The organism is Martelella limonii (genome assembly GCF_013344475.1).
In the GTDB taxonomy this organism is placed as follows: domain Bacteria; phylum Pseudomonadota; class Alphaproteobacteria; order Rhizobiales; family Rhizobiaceae; genus Martelella; species Martelella limonii.
The window spans coordinates 278,135-298,262 of record NZ_JABUOU010000004.1; the positions used below are offsets into that span (position 1 = coordinate 278,135).

The following is a 20,128-nucleotide window of genomic DNA, read 5'->3' on the forward strand; positions in this document are numbered from 1 at the left end:
GCTTGCCCGACGCGGATTCGAGATCGCAAGCGGGCGCATGACCGCGCCGCTACCCGGGCCACGGGGAAGCGCCCCCTTATCCCGCCAGACTGTCGAAACGGTCAAAAAGACGCGCAATCTTGCGGCCCTTGCGACGGCATCTGCGACACCGAGGCAGGCTGGCATCATTCCCCAAAATTAGAATTGTTCTGATTATCATTTCTATATATATGTTATTTTAGAAATTCCTCTTTTATTGATGTCAGGAAATATTGTGAAAAAAAGTAGAGTATCTGCAAATTTACTCTCGTCCGTTGCATTTCCGCTTGTTTTCCTGACAGTCTCAGGCGTTGCGCTGAATGCTCACGCGCAAACACCGACGCCCTATACAACCTTGAATTTCGGGACTAGCGGGACATTTCTCACCGGCATTCGGGGCAATACCATCGTCGGCAATTACGTGGTGCCCGGCACCACCGCCACGGGCGGGCTTCTTTACGATACCCGCTCCGGCACATGGTCGGCGATGCCGGTTGCAACGGCAAACGGGGTCAATTATCCGGGTGCGATCGGTTCCTCGCCCTATGGGCCGAGCTTCGGCAATCAGGGCGGTGTGCTGCGCACCGTGGGAAGCTACATCACCGAGGCTTCAGCGCCCTACGATCTCAGCTATCTCTATGACGCTGCCGCGGCTCCGGGAGCACAGATCACCGAGCTGGTCTATCCCGGCACGTCCGACAACCCGACGCTTTACACGATCGCGCACAGCACCTTCGGCGATACCGTGGTGGGCAATTACGACCGACGTCTCGCGACCGGCAACGCCATGATCTACACGATCAGCACCGGCACCTATGTCACCAACAACAAGCCCGGCGCCGTCAGCACCACAGCCTACGGCGTCTATGGCGACATGATCGCCGGCGGCTACGCCGAAGTCGGACCGGGCGGCGGCATCGGGTTCGAGCACGGTTATCTCTACAACACCGTCACCGATGCCTGGACAACCTATGATCATCCCGGCGCGATCGTGACGCACTTTGAAGGCATCACCAGCGCGGGCCGCTCCGGCGAATACAACATGGTGGCGAACTGGGTTATGCCGGACGGATCGCTGCATGCCGGGGTGCTGCACGTAAACGCCCTCGGCATCCCCAGCTGGTACGAGCTCGACATCCCCGGCGCCGACGTTGTGTCCTCGAACTCGGCCTATGGCGACACCGTGGTCGGGATCTATCTGATGCCCGGGGACACGGCGCCCAACGGCTATGTCGCCACGGTTGCCGGGATCTACAATCCGATCCGCAACAGCGGCGTGCTGACCTCAGCCGTTGACGGCGATGTCGCCCTTTCGGGTCGGAAGGGCGACGACATCGTCAATGACGGCACCATCAGCATGACCGGCAATGGCGGCATCGGCATGCGCGGCGAGACCTATGGCGTGCTGACCAATAACGGCACGATTACCGCCTCCGGCATCGCCGGCGCAGCGGTCGAACTGCACGGCGTTTATGGCACGTTCCTGAACTACGGCACCCTGAGCGCGTCGGCTGTCGCCGATGCCCTGCGCACCGGTCCAGACAGTTTCGGCACCGTGATCGTCAACGCGGGCGTCATTGACGGCCGCATCGCCGCGACGGCGGGGCCGGCCAAGCGGTTCGAGAACAGCGGCTGGATCGGCGTCAGCGGCGACGGAGTACCGATCACCCATCTCCTCAGCGGCATCTATTCGCAGACCGAGGCGGGCACGCTGTCACTGCGCGTCGGCGAAAGCGGCAACGACAGGTTCGGCCTGACGGGCACCGCCCGGCTCGCCGGTACGCTCGAGGTTCCGTTCCAGACCTCGACGCTGGTCAACAGCTATGATCTGTTCACCGCCAGCCAGGAGATCACCGGCACCTTCACCACCCTGACCACGCCTGGCCTGCCGGGTTATGTGGCAACGGCACTCGACTATGCCAATAACAGCGTCACGCTCGACCTGACCTCGCAAATGGCCTCGCAGACCGGCCTTTCGGCCAACCAGTCCGCCGTTGGCGGCGCCGTGGATGCCGCCTTCAACAGCGGCGCTCTGGCGACAGCCGGAAACGCCACCGCGGATGCGCTCAACAGCATCTACAGCCTGTCCGGCACACAGTTGGCGCCGGCGCTCGGCAGCCTGTCCGGTGAAATTTATGCCAGCCAGCGTTCGGTTCTGCTCAACGATGGCCGATTTACGCGACAAACGGTTCTCGATCGGCTGCGTCAGCTCAACTATGGCAATGCGGCGGCGGCGCTTGCACCGCTTAGCGGTGGGCAGGCCGAAACCGGCAGCCTCGTGACAGGTTACGCCCCCGACACGACCGGCAGCGTCCCCGGCTTTCCCGACAGCGGCAGCTCTGGGTTTTCGGTATGGGGAACGGGTTACGGCGGCTGGGGAAGCATCGACGGTGATGGCAATGCCTCAAGCGTCGACACATCGCTCGGCGGGATCCTCACCGGCATTGACGCCAGGCTCGACCAGAACAGCTATGCCGGCGTGGCTCTCGGCTACTCTCATTCCAGCAGCACCAGCGACGGCGTGAACAGCTCGGCCGATGCGGATAGCGGGATCATCGCCGCCTATGCGGGAACAAATCTTGACGGCGTGAATGTGCGCGGCGGCGTGAGCTACACCTTCAGCGATGTCAACACCTCCCGCAGTATTTCGCTTCCCGCGCTTGCCACCAGCGCGAATGGTCAGTTCAATGCCGGGCTCACCCAGATCTTCGGCGAGATCGGCTATGGGATGGAATTCCAGGACGTGGCGGTCGAACCGTTCGCGGGGCTTGCCTGGGCGCACCTCAACACGGAAGGCTTCACCGAAACGAGCGCCGCAGCCGGGTTGACCGCCGACAGCCAGGTCTCCGATGTCGGCTACGGCACCCTTGGCATCCGTGTCGCGAAAGACTTTGCGCTGCAGGGCGGCGGCATCCTCACGCCCCGCGCAGCACTTGCCTGGCAATATGCGTTTGGCGACCTGAACCCCGGCACGACCTTGAGCTTTGCCGCACTCGGTGGCTCGGCGTTTACCGCAAGCGGCGTCCCTCTCTCCGAGAATACGGCGCTGATCGACATCGGCGTCGACCTTCAGATCGGCAGTTCGATGACGGCCGGCATTTCCTATGTTGGCCAGTTCGCCAGCGAAACGCGGCAGAACGACATTCGGGGCACGCTGAGCTGGAGATTCTGAATTTGAGATCCATCTCGACGGACCTTTAAGCCCGAATTGCTATCAACCGTTGATGGCTATTCGGGCGCAGGTCAGGCGTTCGATGGCGCGACAATCGCCGAACGGGCAACAGATTGTCTTCGCCGGATCGATAGACGGATCGTCGCGGCCAGGCTGTCCTTCAAGTCTTCGCCTGGTTCTTGCCCCTGATCGCCCGACAGCGTCAAGGATTTGGCGGGATAAGAACCTGCGACCCCGCGCGTGTGACAGCTATCAGCGTCAAAATTCTATCGAACGGGTAACAGCCTGAGCCGATCGGGATCGGCAAAATGCGGCTTTGCGTGATCAGGCTCCGGACTACAGAACTGTCCGCACGAACCCTTCGCCCGCGCCAGGCCATGGAGCAGCGCAAGCCCGCTGTGGCGAGACGCATGCGCGCAGAAGCGGGTGATTGGCGCAAAAGGCCATATATTTTGGCACAGGACGCCAAGACGGCATTGCAACGGATGATTACCGTTTCCCAGAATTCGCTTCGCGCGAGATCATGGGAGGACTGAAGAATGCTCGACAAGCCCCGCATCAATGGCGGCGACCCGACGGCGACCGTCGATAGCTTTGCCGTTTACAACCCGAGCACGGGGGCGCTCGTCGCCAATGTGCCGAATGCCACCGAAGAGACGCTCAATGCCGCCGTGGCCGCCGCCAGGGCCGCATTTCCCGCCTGGGCCGCCACGCCGGACGGCAAGCGGCAGGAGATCTGCCGCAAGATTGCGTCTATCCTTGGCGACAATGCCGAAGAACTTGCGCATCTGCTCACACAGGAACAGGGCAAGCCGCTCAACGGCCTCGGATCGCGCTGGGAAGTCGGCGGCGCTCAGGCCTGGGCAAGCCACACCGCCGAACTCGCCATTCCATCCAAGGTGCTTCAGGACGATGAGAACGGCCTGATCACGCTGGAGCGCAAGCCGCTCGGCGTCGTCGGTTCGATCACGCCGTGGAATTTTCCGCTGATGATCGCGATCTGGCATATCGTCCCCGCATTGCGCACCGGCAACACGGTCGTCATCAAGCCTTCGCCGAACACGCCGCTGACCACGCTGCGGATGGTCGAACTCCTCAATGAAGTCCTTCCGGCGGGCGTGCTGAACATTGTCACCGGCGATGACAAGGCGGTGAACCTCGGCGCGCTGATGTCGGCGCATCCGGATATCCGCAAGATCATCTTCACCGGCTCCTGCGCGACCGGACAGAAGGTAATGGAAAGCGCTGCCGCGACGATGAAGCGCCTGACGCTTGAAATGGGCGGCAATGACGCGGGCATCGTTCTGCCCGATGCCGACCCGGCTGCAATCGCAGAGGGCCTGTTCTGGGGCGCCTTCATCAACAACGGCCAGACCTGCGCGGCGATGAAACGGCTCTACGTCCACGACAGCATTCACGACGCCGTGTGCGATGCGCTGGTGGCCTACGCCCGCAACATCCCCGTCGGCGACGGCCTGGATGAGAACAGCATCCTTGGGCCGGTGCAGAACAGGATGCAGTTCGAAAAGCTCAAGCGCCTTGTGCAAAGCGCCAGGCAGAAGGGCAATGTGCTGTTGGGCGGAGAGCCGGGCGAAGGCTTGTTCTTCCCGCCGACGATCATTTCCGGGCTGGAAAACGGCGACCCGCTGGTCGACGAGGAACAGTTCGGTCCAGCGCTGCCGGTCATCCGCTACACCGATGTGGAACAGGCGCTGGCGGATGCCAATGCGCTCGAGACCGGACTGGGCGGCTCGATCTGGAGCAGCGACATCAAGGCTGCCCGCGCCATGGCGGCGCGCATGGAATGCGGATCTGTCTGGATCAACAAGCACGGCGCGATCCAGCCCAACGCCCCCTTCGGAGGCGTCAAGCAATCGGGCCTCGGCGTCGAATTCAGCGAAGAGGGCCTGTTCGAATACACAGATATTCAGGTCGTCTTTTCCTGAAAATGTCCATCGGGAAAGCGTGTTCGAGGAGGCACGCTTTCCGCACTATCCGTGGGAGGAAACCATGACGGAAGCAAACAGGAACACAATGACGCGCCGCAGCTTTATCGGCCGCACGGCGGTCGCATCGGGCGTGCTCACCCTCGGCAGCGGGCTTTTGGGCGCATCGGTCAACCCGGCCAATGCCGGGGAAACCACCTATGACTACATCATCATCGGCGCCGGAAGCGCGGGTTGCGTGCTTGCCAACCGGCTGACGGAGAATGGCGCGAGCGTGCTCCTGATCGAGGCCGGCGGACCGGACGCAAGCGAGATGATCTCGACCCCCATGCGGCTGATCGAACTCTGGGGCACGGAATATGACTGGGGGTATGAGACGGTTCCGCAGGAACATGCTGCCAACCGGCAGCTCTACTGGCCGCGCGGCAAGACGCTCGGCGGATCGTCTTCGCTCAACGGCATGATCTATGTGCGCGGCAATGCATCCGACTACGATGCCTGGGCGAACGATTTCGGCTGCGAGGGCTGGGACTATGCCTCCGTCCTGCCCTACTTCAAGAAATCCGAAGACTTCTCGCGCGGCGCCGACGATTATCACGGCGTGGGCGGACCGCTTCATGTCACGGCGGATTTCGAGCCGCATCCGGTGACGAAAGCCATCGTGGATGCGGCGATCCAAGCCGGCCACCCCTTGAACGAAGATACCAACGGCGCCCGGCAGGACGGCGTCGCCTATGTCGACCTGAACACCAAGGACGGCAAACGCGCCTCGACCGCCGTTGCCTTCCTGCGCCCTGCGCTCGAGCGCGAGAACCTGACGCTGATCACCAATGCACGCGTGCTGAAGGTGGATTTCGACGGCAATCGCGCGTCCGGCGTGCGCTACCTGCAGGAGAACGAAATGCGGCAGGTTGCGGCCGCCCGCGAAGTGATCGTCTGCGGCGGCGCGATCGAGAGCCCGCGCATCCTGATGATGTCCGGCATCGGACCGAAGGCGCATCTGGAAGAGGTGGGCATCGAGGTGCTTCAGGATCTCCCGGGCGTTGGACAGAACCTCAACGACCACACGCTCTGCCCGGTGATCTACGAGGGCGCCAAGGAACTGCCGCCGCCATCCGACATGACGATCACCGTACTGCACGCCCATCTGTTCCTGCGCTCGGACCCATCCCTGCCCGGCCCCGACATGCAGCCGCTGTTTTTCAACGTGCCGTATTACGCGCCCGAAATGGAGAAGCCGACAGGCAATGCCTTCACGCTGAACGCATCAGGAGTGCAACCCGCCTCTGCAGGCGAGATCCGCCTGACCGGCAGTTCCATCGACGACCCGTTGCACATTGATCCCAAGGTGCTTTCGAACCAGCATGATGTCGACATCCTGGTGATGAACATCCGCCAGATGCGCGACATCGCCAGCCAACCTGCACTGGCGGAATGGAAAGGGCGCGAGATATACCCGGGCGAGGCCGTCCAGAGTGATGAGGACCTGGCCGCATACGCACGCTCCGCCGTCATGTCCTATCACCACCAGAACGGCACCTGCGCCATGGGAAGAGGCGAAATGGCGGTGGTCGACCCGGAACTGCGCGTTCATGGCGTGCAGGGGCTGCGCGTCGTGGATGCCTCGATCTTCCCGCGGGTTCCGGCCGGCAATACCAACGCGCCTGTCATCATGGTCGCGGAAAAGGCGGCTGACATGATCAAGGCCACGCAAGACTGATCGCCGATCTCAGACATTGCTGATGCCCGCTCCCTTCAGGGGCGGGCATTTTCATGCATGGCGCGGCCGCTGGTCAGGAATTCCTCCGCAGCGTACCGGGCGCATGGCCAAAGCGCGTGCGGAACACGCGATGGAAATGAGACAGATCATTGAAGCCCGCCTCAAACGCAATCTCAGCGACGTTGCGCTCGGGCGCCGCCAGCAATTCGCGTTTTGCCCGCATCAGACGCGCGTCCTGGAACACTTCCGTGACCGTTTCGCCGGCTGCCGCGAAAATCCTCTGTACCGACCGCCGCGACATCGACAGATCGCTGGCAAGCGCGTCGAGATCGTATTGCGTCTTTCCGGCGTTCATCTCGATCAGGGTCCGCGCCCGCGCCAGCCGTTCAGAGGCGCGCGCATCGAAAGCCGGCACCTCCAGCTCCCGGCAGCGGACATAGGTCGCAAGCAACTCGACAAGCGTATCAGCCAGCTTGGTCACCGCGGCCTGATCAGCGGTGATCATGCGCACGAGAACTGCCTCCAGCGCGGTCGAGAGCGGATCGTGCGGATCGATCGGCAGCCCGCCAATGCAGGAACCGCGCAGACGGCGCAATGTTTCATCGCGCGGCAGATGGACCGAGACCTTGCGCGACAGTCCACCCTTGTAGCGGAACACCGAGGGAAAGGCGGAATCGACGAGGTGAAAACTTCCCGGACGCAGAAGCGTTTCCGTTTCGCCATGGCAAATCAGGCTTTCGCCGCTTTCCTGATAGATCAGGAAGAGATGCTTGGCGGGATCGTGCCGGATCATCGCTGCATCGCGGCAGACGGAATCCACCTCCGTGGCGACGACAGCGGCCTTGAACAGGCCAAAATCCCGCATCTCGATGGCGCCGGTGAAGGTGTCGCTGCCCTCGTGGGCAACAAGCTCGAACCGCCCGCAAACCCTGACCAGGGCTTCGCGCGCCGCTTCCACGTTCACGGGCACGGCTGCGGAAAACGCCCCGCCCGTGCCGACGGCCAAAGGCTGTGACATGATCGCTTCCTCCCTCCCCGCAGGCTATCACGGCCCCATTCCCGCAACAACAGATACGCGACACGCGAACCGCCAAAAGAGGCCTTCACACTGTTCTCGATCGCAAATCGAAAAGCCGGCGGCCGCTCCTGCCCCGGGGACGGCGCTTGCGGCCGGATTGTCCGTTCTTCGCACGCGGCATCGATGCGCGCCTGCAGCGTGATCTGGCCGCGATCGCTAGAGCAAAAACCATTGCTCCGGCCCGGACAGAGGCTTCTTCGAAGACCTTTGGAAATCCATCATGAAGCGATTGGAGAATTGAGCGGGACAGCGGGTTAACCCGACCTTTGCACACGTGTGGCGCTTGCCACGGCATGGGATTACCGCAGAGGCGTCGTTGCACATATGTGCATAATTTTTTCACTAGCGCCCTTTGTTTTACAAAAAGAATATCTTTTTCATATATTTAAATCTCAATAGTTATTGCACCTATGTGTTGTTTTAAATTTTTTCTCTTTGACACCCCTTAAAATTGCTGCGACCATGGGCACCACTTCGTCGGTCCACAACCGGGTGAGCGTCAATGATGCAAGGGAGTGCATCGATCTCATTCGAACAAATGACCTGTGGAATCCGGCACTCATGGGAGGAGAGACATGAAACGGATCAACTTACCGCAACCGCTTGCGCATTCAGGGTGCGCGTAATGAGCAATGCTGCGGATTCCATCGGCCGAACGGCCGCTTCAAGCTGGACCACGAGGCTGAAATACCGGACGCGGATCGCCATGCGAGAGCCGACGACCCTGATCGGCCTGCTCATGGCACTTCTTTTCACCTACCTGATCGTCGTTCCGATTATCTCGATCCTGCTCGACGCTGTGCAGACCCAGTTCGGCGATGCCCGGCGCACCGGCACCGCCGTCGGCGAGTGGACCGGCTATTACCTGCACAGGACCTTCTTCTCGCCCGTCGCCCGCGACATGTTCTGGGAGCCTTTGCAGAACACGCTCAGCGTCGCCTTTGGCGCGATCGTCGTCTCCGTCATCGTCGGCGGCATCCTCGCCTGGCTGATCAGCCGCACAGACATGTTTGCCCGGCGCTGGTTCGCAACCGCGCTGATCGTTCCCTACATGCTGCCGGCCTGGACCTTCGCGCTGGCCTGGACCACGCTTTTCAAGAACCGCACGGTCGGCGGCCAGCAGGGCTGGCTTGAGGCCATGGGTTTTTCGCCGCCGGACTGGCTGGCCTATGGCCAGGTGCCGATCACTGTCATCCTGGCGCTGCACTATACGCCCTTCATCATCCTTCTGTTCGGCAGCGCGCTGCGCCGCTTCGACAGCCAGCTCGAGGACAGCGCACGGATGCTCGGCGCAAGCCGCGGCCGGATTGCGTGGTCGATCATCTTGCCGCTGATGAAGCCCGCGCTGATCTCGGCCATCGTGCTGATCTTCGCCAAATGCCTCGGCGAGTTCGGTGTTGCCTATGTGCTGGGGCTGCCTGTGAAGTTCGACGTGCTTGCCACCTCGCTTTATCGCAATCTCGGCTCGCGCCAGACGGGCGTTGCCGGCGTGCTGGCCGCCTCGATCATGATCCTCGGCATCATGACGCTGCTGATCGATGCCTATCTGATCCGCGAGGCCCGCAGGTTCGTCACCGTCGGCTCCAAGGGATCGATGAACCGCCTGAGCCGGTTGCGCGGCATGCGGCTGCCGGCAACCGGCTTTGCCGCCTTCATCTTCCTCATCAGCGTCGGACTGCCGGTGCTGACCCTGTTCCTGTCGACCATCATGAATGTCCCTGCGCGTTTCACCTGGGACAATTTCACGCTCGACTACTGGCTTGGGACAAACCTCGACACCGTCGCGCTGCAACAGGGCATTCTGCTGACGCCAGAGCTTTGGAACGCTGCGTGGAACACCTTGTGGATCGTCGGTTCCGCATCGGTCGTGTCGGGTCTCTTGGGCCTGCTCGTCGGCTACGCCGTGGTGCGCACGCCGCTGCGTCCGCTCGGAAGCTTTCTCAGGCAGGTGACCTTTTTCCCCTATCTGGTGCCGGGCATCGCCTTCGCTGCCGCGTATCTCTCGCTGTTTGCCGTGCAGCGCGGACCGATACCGGCGCTTTACGGGACCATGGCAATCCTGATCCTGGCGCTGATTGCCGACCAGATGCCCTATGCCTCGCGCGCCGGCATTTCGGCGATGATGCAGCTCGGCAAGGAGCCGGAGGAGGCAGCCCAGGTCGCCGGATCGAGCTGGTTCCATCGCATGACCCGCATCGTGGTGCCGATCCAGAAGGGGTCGCTGGTAACCGGCGTGCTGCTGCCGTTCATCTCGGGCATCAAGGGCCTCAGCCTGTTCGTCGTGCTGGCCGTGCCCTCGACCGACGTGCTGACGACCTATTCGCTGCGGCTCGTCGACTACAACTACACCCAGGCCGCCAATGCGGTGGTCCTGATCGTCGCGGGGCTCGCCTATTTCGGCACGCTCGCCGCACAGAAACTCACCAAGACAAATCTCGCCGAAGGCCTGGGAGGGTAAGCGATGCCGGGAATTACGCTGAAGAATATCAAGAAGAGCTACGGCGCCTATGAGGCGATCCATCACCTGGATCTTGCCGTCGCGGACGGAGAATTCCTGTGCCTTCTGGGGCCCTCGGGCTGCGGCAAGACCACAACGCTCAGGATGATCGCGGGGCTCGAAAACCTGTCCAGCGGTGAGCTCAAAGTGGGCGATCGCGTCGTCGATTGCCCCGAGACCGCAACCTTCATCGCGCCGGAAAAGCGCGGCATGGGCCTGGTGTTCCAGAGCTACGCGCTCTGGCCGCATCTGACCATCGAGCAGAATGTCGAATTCGGCCTGAAGCTGCGCAAGGTCGCAAAGGCCGAGCGTCAGAAGCGCACCGCCGAGGTGATGGAGGCGCTCGGCATCGGCAAATACGGCAAGCGTTATCCGTCCCAGCTTTCGGGCGGACAGCAGCAGCGCGTGGCGCTTGCACGAATGCTGGCCGTCAACCCGAGCGTCCTGTTGCTCGATGAGCCGCTGTCGAACCTCGATGCCCGACTACGCCTCGAAATGCGCGCGGAGTTGAAGCGGATCCACGAGCAGTTCTCAACCACCATCGTCTTCGTCACCCATGACCAGTGGGAAGCGATGACGCTTGCCGACACGATCGCGGTGATGAACGAAGGCACGCTGCAGCAGCTTGGCTCGCCCGACGACATTTACGAACGGCCCGCAAACCGCTTCGTCGCGGAATTCGTGGGTTCGCCTCCGATCAACATCCTCGACTTCCAGAAAGAGGATGAGCTGGTCCAGAACCTCAAGCGCTTCCTTTCGCGACGCCACCCGGAGATCAAGGCCATCGGCTCGGTCGGCATCCGGCCGGAAGCGATATCACTCGTCCACGGCAAGGATGACCTTGCCGACAGCGACTTCGGCGCACCGGCGCGGGTTGCCGCGATCCTGCCCACAGGCGGAAGCTGGATAATCGAGCTCGAGACCGGCAACGAGGTGATTTTCATGAACACCCATGTCGCGCCCGCCGTGCGCGAGGGCGAGCGCGCGTATTTCCGCGTTCAGGCCCGCGCACTCAACGTCTTCGATGCCAAGGGCGACCGGATACACGCGGCAGACCAGGTTCTGGCCGCCGCGGCGTGAACCACATTTTTCTAGGGAGGAGAAAGAGTTGAACACAAATCATAAAACCGTCACCGCGCTCCTGGCATTGCCCATCGCTTTCGCGCTTTGCGGCGCGGTCAAAGCCGATGACGGCACTTTCGACCTCGACGCGCTCATCGAGGCCGCCCGTGCAGAGCCGCCGATCACAGTCTATGCAGTGACCGGCAAGATCGTCGGCACCGCCGAGGCCTTCACCGCGCTCTACGGCGTCGAGGCCACCGGCAAGAAGGTGAACGAGGCCGATCAGATCGACCTGATGATCCGCGAATACCAGGCCGGCAATATCGTTGGCGATCTGAGCATTGCTGCCGATGTCGGCTCGATCATGGGGCAGCTGATCCCGGAGGGCATTGTCACCAGCTGGCTTCCGCCGGATCTGGCAGCCAACATCCCCGAGGGGCAGCGGGACCCGCTGGTGGTGGTTTCCGACCCCCATGTCTGGGCCTATTCCACAGAGGCCTATGACGCTTGCCCGGTCGACAATATCTGGGCGCTGACCGAGCCGGAATGGCACGGCAAGATCGCCATGCTCGACCCGCTGGTGAAGCCGAACTACGCCGACTGGTTCAACCAGCTCGAAACCCATCACGACGACGCAATGGCAGCCGCCTATGAGGCCCATTTCGGCAAGGCGATCGATCGGTCGGAAGAAAGCGCGACCCAGCAATGGGTGCGGATGTACGCGGAAAACGCGCCGCTTCTCGGCGACAGCACCTCGGTTGCAGAAGCCGTGGGCGCAGTCGGCCAGAAGGAGCCTTTCTTCGGCATCATGTCCACCGCCAAGTTCCGCTCCAATGAGAGCGGCGAAACCGCGCTCGGCATCTGCGGCAGCTTGCAGCCCTTCTCCGGCTGGCTCTATCCCGGTCTCGCCGTGATGGCCGCCGATACGGACAGCCCGAACGCAGCGAAACTGTTTGTCCATTACCTGCTCAGCGAGGACGGCATCGCGCCGATGTCGGTCGACGGCAAGGTCTCGTCGAACAGCGCCGTTCCTGCAAACCCGGAAGAAGTGTCGGGCGTGGCTGACTTCATGGACGACCTGATGGTCTACGACACCGCGACTGCGGCCGACGATTTCGACAAGCGCCAGGATTGGCAGGATTTCTGGCGCATCCACTACAGCCGGTAACGGCCGGCCCGCGGGAGGAGCGGGCCGCAATCATTTCAACGGGAGGAGAGGAAAGACATGAAACGGTTTGTTCTGAAATCCACCGGCGCTCTCGCGCTTTGCCTGATGGCAATGGGCGCCCACGCCGAGGAATTCGACCTCGACGCACTGATCGAGGGGGCGAAGGGAGAGCCTCAGCTGACTGTGTTCGACAGCACCGGCAAGATCGTGGCGATGGCGGAGAATTTTTCCGGAAAATACGGCGTTGACGCTGTCGGCCAGAAGGTCAAGGCCCATGCGCAGCTCGAGATGATGGCGCGCGAGGCGATGGCCGGAAACGTGCAGGGCGACGTGTCGATCATTTCGGATGCGCCGGCGGCGATCGCGGAACTGCTGCCGAATGACTTCGCCGTCAGCTGGGTACCGCCGGATCTCGCCGGTGTGATCGAGGCGCGCTATCAGGACCCGCTCGTGGTGGTCACCATGGCCAATGTCTGGACCTACAACACCGAGCTCTACGACAGCTGCCCCGTCTCGAACGTCTGGGAACTGACCCAGCCGGAATGGCACGGCAAGGTCGCCATGCAGGATCCCCTGAACAAATCGGTCTACACCGACTGGTTCAACCAGATGGAATCCCATGGCAACGACCAGCTCGCCGCTGCCTATGAGGACTTTTTCGGCAAACCGATCGACACATCCGAGCAGAGTGCCACGGAACAATGGGTCGCCATGCTTGCGGCCAACGCACCGCTTCTCGGCGGCTCCGACAGCAATGCGGCAGAGGCTGTCGGCGCACCGGGCCAGAAGGAAGGCTTCATGGGCCTGATGAGCTCCGCCAAGTACCGCGACAATGCCGACGCCGACTACAAGCTCGGCCTTTGCGACGGGATCGAACCATGGCTGGGCTTCACCAATGCCGGCGTCGGTCTGATTGCCAAGGGCACGGACAGTCCGAACGCGGCCAAGCTGTTCATTCATTACGTGATGACGGCCGAGGGCATCGCCCCCCAGGCAGATGACGGCAAGAAATCCGCCAATACCGAGGTCGCCCTTCCTGACGACGAGCCGTCCGGCATCGGCGCCGCCTGGGATCAACTGCTGACCTACGACCTGTCCACCGCGATGGAAGATTACGACACCCGTCAGGACTGGCAGGATTTCTGGCGTCTGAACTACGCCCGCTGAGCGAACAGGCCGGGCGGACAAACCGCCCGGCCATCACAAGGGAGGAGAACCGAGATGATGAACATGACGCATATACGAACGGGCATGACCGTCCTGACGCTGACGGCCGCCATTGCCGCGCCGGCGCTGGCGCAGGATTTCGATCTCGACGCGCTGGTCGAGGCCGCAAGAAGCGAACCACAGCTGACCGTCTATGACAGCACCGGCAAGATCGTGGAAATCGTGGAAAATTTCGCCGGAAAATATGGGGTGGACGCCATCGGCCAGAAGGTGAAGGCGACGTCGCAGCTCGAAATGGTGATCCGGGAATCGCAGGCCGGAAACGTCCAGGGCGACGTTCTGATGATCACCGACGCGCCGGCAGCGCTTGCCCAGCTCATCCCCGAAGACTTCGTCTACAGCTATCTGCCGCCCGACATGGCGGACGTGATCCCCGAAAGCTATCAGGATCCGCTGACCGCGACCACGAATGCCAATGTGTTCGCCTACAACACCGAGGTCTATGACGCCTGCCCGGTCGACAATATCTGGGCGTTGACGGATCCTGAATGGAACCGGCGTTTCGCCATGATCGATCCCTTGTCCAAGTCGAGCTACACAGACTGGTTCAGCCAGATGGAAAGCCATCATGACGAGGCGGTGCGAGCGGCCTACGAGGCCCATTACGGCAAGCCGCTTGAAACCGATTTCGACAGCGCGACCAAGGCGTGGGTCGCAGCGATCGGCGCAAATGCGCCGCTGGTGACGGAAGGGGACGACAACACCTCAGCCGCCGTCGGCGCGCCCGGCCAGGACGCACCGTTCTTCGGACTGATGTCGTCTGCCAAGTTCCGCGACGTCGAGGACAAGGGCCACAAGATGGCGATCTGCGATACGCTCGAACCCTGGGTCGGCTGGACCTATTCCAAGCTCGCCCTGATCGCTTCCGGTACCGACAGCCCGAACGCCGCCAAGCTTTTCATCCACTACATCCTGACCGAGGAAGGCATTGCGCCGCAGATGGTCGATGGCAAGGTGCCGACCAACACCACGATCGCGATGCCTGCCGATGAGCCCTCCGGCATTGTCGACCTGTGGGACAACCTGCAGGCCTACGATTCCAGGACCGGACTGGACGATTGGGACAGCCGCCAGGACTGGCAGGATTTCTGGCGCATCCACTACAGCCGCTGATCTCCTCGGCCGCCACGCCCCGGGCTCCCGCTGAGCCCGGGGCCATGACAACGAAGGACGCTTTCGAATGACTGCCATCGCCGACACAGAGATCCCCTCGCCCGCCCGCCTTCGCGCGGTGGCGGAAAACGTGGCCCGGGCCGCGGGTTCGCCCCTGACTGCGGTGTTTCGCGCCGACATGACCGTGGACTACAAGGCCGATCTGCACGATCCGGTAACGGTGCATGACAAGCGGACCGAAGCGACAATCCGAAAGCAGTTGCTGGCCGAGGTTCCCGGATCCGCCATCGTCGGCGAGGAAGGTGGTGAAATCGGCAGCGGCCCGGTCAAATGGTATGTCGATCCGATCGACGGCACCTCGAACTTCGCCGCCGGCCTCGCCTTCTGGTGCGTCTCGATCGGCGCCGTGGTCGATGGCCGGATCGTCGCCGGCGCGGTCTACGACCCGATGTCCGACACGATGTTTTCCGCCGACAGCGACGGCGCCTGGCTTGATGGCGCGCCGCTCATTTGCCCTGAGGCCCGCGAGGAAGCGCGCGCGACGCTGATCACCGGCTATCCCGTTCAGCGCGACTTCCGCCTGGAAGGTCGCGAGGCGGCGCTTGCCGGGCTCGGCGATCTGATCTCCGCCTTTTCGTGCCTGCGCCGCCCCGGCAGCGCCGCCCTCAGCCTCTGCCATGTCGCGGCTGGCTGGGCGGATGCGGCGGCCGGCTTCGGCGTCAACGCGTGGGACGTCACCGCCGCAATCCTGATTCTGGAACGCGCCGGCGGCAGCTATCGCCCCCTGACACTCGGCAAGCAGCCCGACGGAGCGCCGGCCCATCATTGCCCGGGTTACGTCGCACACGGGCCGGGCGCCCGTTTTTCAACCCTCGACCGCGTCGCGGACGGCGTGGATTCGCGTCGTCGCGCAGGCGCCATGGCCCCTGCCCTGTGACGGACGGGCCCTTCACAAACATCAAAACACTGGCGCCCCGACGCCACCTCTTAAATGGAGTCTCTCCTGCATGAGCAAAGCAGCCACAGACAAGCAAATCGACGATCGCGCCGACCTTTGCCTTTCCCTTGCCCGAAGCGCGGGCCGGATCGCGCTCGACGGTTTTCGCCGCCGAGAATCCGAAGAGATCGCGATGAAGGGATCGCAGGATTTCCTGACCGAGACCGACGCCGCCGTCGAGGCGCATCTGAAGTCGCGCCTTGCTGAGGCCTTGCCCGAGGATGAATTCCTCGGTGAGGAAACCGGCGGCGCGGTGAGCGGGCGTTCGGTCTGGGTTGTCGATCCGATCGACGGAACCGCCAATTTCGCCCGCGGCATTCCGCATTTCTGCATTTCCATCGCCTATGTCCGCGACGGCATCACCGAGATCGGCGCAATCTTCGCCCCGGCGACGAACGAACTCTGGTTTGCCCGGCGCGGCGCAGGGGCAAGCTGCAACGACCGGCCGATCCGGGTTGCGGGAACCCGCAGCTTCTCGGCCGCCTGCCTGGAACTCGGGTGGAGCAATCGACGCCCGCAGAAGGACTATATCACGGTCATGAACCGGCTGCTGGATCACGGCGCCAATGTCCGCCGCGGCGCCTCGGGGGCGCTCGGGCTTGCCTATGTCGCCGATGGCCGCTCCGACGGCTATGCCGAGCTTCACATGAATGCCTGGGATTGCCTGGCCGGTCTGCTGCTGGTCGAGGAGGCCGGCGGACGGGTCAGCGACCTGCCGGAAGATGGTCTCGGCCACGGAGGCCCTGTGCTGGCCGTCGTGCCGGCCCTGGCCCCGGAAGTCAGCGCGGCGACCGGCATCATGCTGGCATCGCTTTCGAATGAAACTGATCGCGCAAGGATGATCGCATGAACCAGGTCCGCCCCATGCCCAAATCGCCCCACTATGACCGTCCCGAAATCAGCCTGATCGAAGAGCGGCTTGAGCCCTATGGCGTCGCCCTCTATGTCGGCGGCCGCGAGGGCATGTCGAACCTGCCTCTCTTGCGCGCGCACAACATCACCACCGTGGTGAACTGCGCCGTCAATCTCGACATCAACGTCGTCGATGCCCCTGACCCGTCTATGGAAGACGGTCACCTGACCTATGGCCACGGCGCCTATCGCTATTACAAGCTCGGCCTCGTCGACGGCGCGGGCAACGCGGATACCATGGTTCTCGCCGGTTATTACCAGCTGCTTGGCGCGCTGTCGCAAATCCTGCCGAACCGGCCTTCGTATCCGCTGCGCGAGCGCGGCAACATCCTGGTGAACTGCCGTGGAGGACGCAGCCGCTCGGTGGCGCTCGTGGCTTTGCTGCTGCACAAGCAGATGCCCGATCGCTACCCGACGCTCGACGCCGCGCTCGACCATGTCCGCACAAGGCGCGAACTGCGCCCCGACGAATGGTTCGAGGCGCCGAAGCCGATGCTCGTCGAGGCGACGCGCAAGGCCTCGGCCTGGATCGACCGGATCGGCCACCGCGACCCCGAGCACCCGGACAATGACGGCCACGCCCAATGATCCGCATCGCCGTCCTGTCCGATCCGCATCTGCATGACGTCCGCTTCGGCAGCACGGCGGCCGAGGCGCCGTTCGTGCGCTCGCTTTCCGACAGCCTGCATTCCACCCGCATCTTCAACGAGAGCGAACCGGCGTTGCGCGCGGCTCTCGATGCCATCGCTGCCGAGAAGATCGGGCTGTGCATCATCGCCGGCGACCTGACGGATGATGGCCAGCCCGCGAACTGGCAGGCGGCGGCTGCCCTGCTGACCGACTATTCCCGACGCCATGGCATCCGCTTCTTCGCCACGCCCGGCAACCACGACCAGTGGGCGATGACCGGCAAGCCGCTGGTGAAAAACGTCGTCGACCCAGACGGCAATGTCGAAGCGCGGGCAGGCCACGGCGCCCCGCCCCGAAAAGGCGCGCGACTCTGCCCCGGCATGCGCATGGTCGGCTACGATGAGGTGCCGGCTTATGCCGCCCGCTTTGGCTATCACCCTCAGCCCTCCGATCTGCACTGGGAAACTCCCTTCGGCACAACGCCCGAGCTGGAGTACCGCAAGGCGCATTTCGCCTCGCCGCAGGGCGGCGGTGCCTTCGTCAGCGACCTCTCCTATCTGGTCGAGCCGATCGAGGGGCTGTGGCTGCTTTCCATAGACGCCAATGTCTATCTGCCGGACGGGTCCGGCGGCCATGTCGATTGCAGCAAGGAGGGCTGGAATGCAACGGTGCGGCACAAGCCCTATTTGCTGGGCTGGATGCGCGATGTCGCCCGCCGGGCCCGGGCCGGAAACAAGCGGCTGGTCGCCTTCTCGCATTATCCCGTAGCGGACATATTCCATGGCTGCACCCCGGAGCTGGAAACCCTGCCCGGCTCCCGCGCCGGCGCACGGCGCATGCCGGCACCGGATGTGGCTGCCGCCATCGCCGCCACCGGCCTTCCGCTCCATCTCAGTGGCCACTGGCACGTGGATGCCACCGCTGCCGTCGGCGGGCTGGTGAACGTCTCCGTTCCATCGACGGTCGCATATCCAGCCGGCTGGAAATGTCTCGAAATCAGCGCGGAAGGCACGCATGTTCTGGAGCGCGCGGTTCATGATGCCCCCGGCTTCGACGCCTGGTTCGCCCGCTATGCCGCCGAGGCCGATCGGACAGGACGGGAGAGTTCAAGTCTGGCTGTCGCGGATTACTGGGAGTTTCTGGATCGCCATTTCGAGACGGTCGTCCTTGAGCGACGCCTGACTGAAGACTGGCCAGCCCGGATGCGGGCCATGGTGAAGACCATGCGCCTGCCCGATATCGCGGGCCTTCTTTCGCTCCCGCAGACAGCACTGCCCGATATCGCCCTTTCCGATATCTTCGTCGACTGGTACCGGCTGCGCGAGGCCGGCGGTGGCGCTGCCGCCGGCCTGTCGACGGAACGCCGTGCGCTCTACGCCGGGCTCGCGCAAAGCGCAGCCGGGATGACTTTTCCGGGTGGTTCCGACGCCGCCATTCTGGCGGTCTTCCTGCGCACGCTCGGCCTTATCCTGGCCGGCGATGATGGGAAACGGGCCGCTCTCGGCCGGCTGAGGGAGGTCTCCGTCCCGTGCTAGCCCATGCGCACAGTCTTGCGCCAGACCGGAAGCGCCTGGAAGGCGGAAACGCTGCCGCTGGTCTCCGAAGTCAGGATCTCGGCAATACGCGCAACCATCTCATCCATCGGCTGGCGGAACGTGGTCAGCTCATAGCCCGACCAACGCGCCTGCGGCACGTCATCGAAGCCGATCACGCAGAGATCGCGCGGGATCTCGATGCCGAATATTTTGCGCGCTGCGTCAATGAAGCCAAAAGCCAGAAGATCGGTGACGCAAAACACGCCATCGGGCGGGTTGGACCGCCCCAGCAGGACCCGCGCGGACTCCAGGCCGGTGTCATAGCTGGTGGGGCCGATCCGGACGACGTCGATCTCGATGCCTACCTCGGCAGCGGCCTCGGCAAAGGCGCTTTCGCGCGTGGTCATGGACGAAGTACGCGCCTGCGACGATACACAGGCCAGCCGCACGCAGCCTGCCCGCCGCAGCAGCGCCAGTGCTTCGCGACAGGCTGTGGTATTGTCGATGCGGATCCGCTCGACGCCCTCGGCATCGTCGTCCCGGTTGACCAGCACGACGCGCTGACCGTTCGACAGGCAACTCTGCACGAGCTTCGCCGGCGGAGACCCGCTGAGCACCACCGAAGCTTCCGCTCGGAAATGCAGGCTTTGCCGCAACGCCTGGCTGACACTATCGTCATCGCCGCCGGTATTGATGATCATCGCCACCTTGCCGTGCAACTGGAGCTGCCGCGTCACCTTTTCGATCAACGCGCTGTGGTAGGGCTGGCCGATATCGGCGGCGATCAGGCACACGATCTTGGAGGGCTCGCCGACCAGGCCCCGGGCGAGGAGATTGGCGTGATAGCCCAATTCCTCTGCCGCTTTCATCACCTTGCGCCGCGTGGCGGGCGCCACGCTGCCGGCGCCGGAAAAGGTGCGCGACACGGCCGAGCGGGAAACCCCTGCGCGTTCGGCCACCTCGTTGGCGCTGACATAGGAGACCCGGTCACCGCGCGGCATGGTCGGTTTCGTCATGCACAGCCTTTGAAAATAGTTGCAAGAATGTTCACTC

14 protein-coding genes are annotated in these 20,128 nt (G+C 63.1%); 12 read left to right on the forward strand and 2 right to left on the reverse strand.

The window, feature by feature from the left end; genetic code table 11:
- Positions 1-373: 373 nt before the first annotated feature.
- The 3 genes from HPQ62_RS11165 to HPQ62_RS11175 all read left to right on the forward strand — a co-directional run bounded on the left by HPQ62_RS11165 (position 374) and on the right by HPQ62_RS11175 (position 6,856).
- Positions 374-3,190, forward strand: coding sequence for an autotransporter outer membrane beta-barrel domain-containing protein (locus HPQ62_RS11165; RefSeq protein WP_244629644.1), 2,817 nt, complete (start codon positions 374-376; stop codon positions 3,188-3,190).
- 539 nt (positions 3,191-3,729) lie between these two features.
- Entirely contained in the window at positions 3,730-5,136 is a 1,407-nt protein-coding gene (locus tag HPQ62_RS11170) for an aldehyde dehydrogenase family protein (RefSeq protein ID WP_174802623.1), read from the forward strand.
- A 64-nt stretch (positions 5,137-5,200) separates the two neighbouring features.
- Positions 5,201-6,856 carry a GMC family oxidoreductase gene (locus tag HPQ62_RS11175; RefSeq protein WP_174802624.1) on the forward strand — a complete coding sequence of 552 codons (1,656 nt, stop codon included), beginning with the start codon at positions 5,201-5,203 and terminating at the stop codon, positions 6,854-6,856.
- Positions 6,857-6,929: 73 nt separating this feature from the next.
- On the opposite strand, the gene HPQ62_RS11180 is transcribed toward HPQ62_RS11175, so the two are convergent.
- Positions 6,930-7,874 carry a helix-turn-helix domain-containing protein gene (locus HPQ62_RS11180; RefSeq protein ID WP_174802625.1) on the reverse strand — a complete coding sequence of 315 codons (945 nt, stop codon included), beginning with the start codon at positions 7,872-7,874 and terminating at the stop codon, positions 6,930-6,932.
- 766 nt (positions 7,875-8,640) lie between these two features.
- Here HPQ62_RS11180 and HPQ62_RS11185 point away from each other — a divergent pair.
- The 9 genes from HPQ62_RS11185 (at position 8,641) to HPQ62_RS11225 (ending at position 19,075) form a co-directional block, all read left to right on the forward strand.
- Complete coding sequence (locus HPQ62_RS11185) at positions 8,641-10,392, forward strand: ABC transporter permease (protein WP_425312625.1); 1,752 nt, start codon at positions 8,641-8,643, stop codon at positions 10,390-10,392.
- Positions 10,393-10,395: 3 nt separating this feature from the next.
- On the forward strand, positions 10,396-11,511 hold the full coding sequence (locus HPQ62_RS11190) for an ABC transporter ATP-binding protein (RefSeq protein ID WP_174802627.1): 1,116 nt from the start codon (positions 10,396-10,398) through the stop codon (positions 11,509-11,511).
- 28 nt (positions 11,512-11,539) lie between these two features.
- Positions 11,540-12,661 (forward strand): ABC transporter substrate-binding protein, encoded by a 1,122-nt coding sequence (locus tag HPQ62_RS11195; protein WP_174802628.1) that lies wholly within the window; start codon positions 11,540-11,542, stop codon positions 12,659-12,661.
- 57 nt (positions 12,662-12,718) lie between these two features.
- Complete coding sequence (locus HPQ62_RS11200) at positions 12,719-13,828, forward strand: ABC transporter substrate-binding protein (protein ID WP_174802629.1); 1,110 nt, start codon at positions 12,719-12,721, stop codon at positions 13,826-13,828.
- Between the two features lie 57 nt (positions 13,829-13,885).
- Complete coding sequence (locus tag HPQ62_RS11205; protein WP_174802630.1) at positions 13,886-15,001, forward strand: ABC transporter substrate-binding protein; 1,116 nt, start codon at positions 13,886-13,888, stop codon at positions 14,999-15,001.
- Between the two features lie 67 nt (positions 15,002-15,068).
- Positions 15,069-15,938 carry an inositol monophosphatase family protein gene (locus HPQ62_RS11210; RefSeq protein WP_174802631.1) on the forward strand — a complete coding sequence of 290 codons (870 nt, stop codon included), beginning with the start codon at positions 15,069-15,071 and terminating at the stop codon, positions 15,936-15,938.
- 70 nt (positions 15,939-16,008) lie between these two features.
- The gene (locus HPQ62_RS11215; protein WP_174802632.1) at positions 16,009-16,848 is read left to right on the forward strand and encodes an inositol monophosphatase family protein; all 840 of its coding nucleotides are present in this window, start codon (positions 16,009-16,011) and stop codon (positions 16,846-16,848) included.
- A complete protein-coding gene (locus tag HPQ62_RS11220; RefSeq protein WP_174802633.1) occupies positions 16,845-17,498 on the forward strand; it encodes a dual specificity protein phosphatase family protein in 654 nt (217 codons plus the stop codon). Before HPQ62_RS11215 ends, HPQ62_RS11220 begins: the two co-directional genes overlap by 4 nt.
- Positions 17,495-19,075: a metallophosphoesterase family protein gene (locus HPQ62_RS11225; protein ID WP_174802634.1), complete on the forward strand. Its 1,581-nt coding sequence runs from the start codon at positions 17,495-17,497 to the stop codon at positions 19,073-19,075. Before HPQ62_RS11220 ends, HPQ62_RS11225 begins: the two co-directional genes overlap by 4 nt.
- Here the strand turns inward: HPQ62_RS11225 and HPQ62_RS11230 are convergent.
- On the reverse strand, positions 19,072-20,091 hold the full coding sequence (locus HPQ62_RS11230) for a LacI family DNA-binding transcriptional regulator (protein ID WP_174802635.1): 1,020 nt from the start codon (positions 20,089-20,091) through the stop codon (positions 19,072-19,074). The genes HPQ62_RS11225 and HPQ62_RS11230 overlap by 4 nt on opposite strands.
- Positions 20,092-20,128: the final 37 nt, after the last annotated feature.

Bases quoted from the DNA above. Each gene is read 5' to 3' on its own strand.
- HPQ62_RS11205 (WP_174802630.1), top strand. From the start codon at position 13,886: ATGAACATGACGCATATACGAACGGGCATGACCGTCCTGACGCTGACG.
- HPQ62_RS11180 (WP_174802625.1), bottom strand. From the start codon at position 7,874: ATGTCACAGCCTTTGGCCGTCGGCACGGGCGGGGCGTTTTCCGCAGCC.
- HPQ62_RS11190 (WP_174802627.1), top strand. From the start codon at position 10,396: ATGCCGGGAATTACGCTGAAGAATATCAAGAAGAGCTACGGCGCCTAT.
- HPQ62_RS11170 (WP_174802623.1), top strand. From the start codon at position 3,730: ATGCTCGACAAGCCCCGCATCAATGGCGGCGACCCGACGGCGACCGTC.
- HPQ62_RS11200 (WP_174802629.1), top strand. From the start codon at position 12,719: ATGAAACGGTTTGTTCTGAAATCCACCGGCGCTCTCGCGCTTTGCCTG.
- HPQ62_RS11215 (WP_174802632.1), top strand. From the start codon at position 16,009: ATGAGCAAAGCAGCCACAGACAAGCAAATCGACGATCGCGCCGACCTT.
- HPQ62_RS11175 (WP_174802624.1), top strand. From the start codon at position 5,201: ATGACGGAAGCAAACAGGAACACAATGACGCGCCGCAGCTTTATCGGC.
- HPQ62_RS11220 (WP_174802633.1), top strand. From the start codon at position 16,845: ATGAACCAGGTCCGCCCCATGCCCAAATCGCCCCACTATGACCGTCCC.
- HPQ62_RS11225 (WP_174802634.1), top strand. From the start codon at position 17,495: ATGATCCGCATCGCCGTCCTGTCCGATCCGCATCTGCATGACGTCCGC.
- HPQ62_RS11185 (WP_425312625.1), top strand. From the start codon at position 8,641: ATGCGAGAGCCGACGACCCTGATCGGCCTGCTCATGGCACTTCTTTTC.
- HPQ62_RS11230 (WP_174802635.1), bottom strand. From the start codon at position 20,091: ATGACGAAACCGACCATGCCGCGCGGTGACCGGGTCTCCTATGTCAGC.
- HPQ62_RS11210 (WP_174802631.1), top strand. From the start codon at position 15,069: ATGACTGCCATCGCCGACACAGAGATCCCCTCGCCCGCCCGCCTTCGC.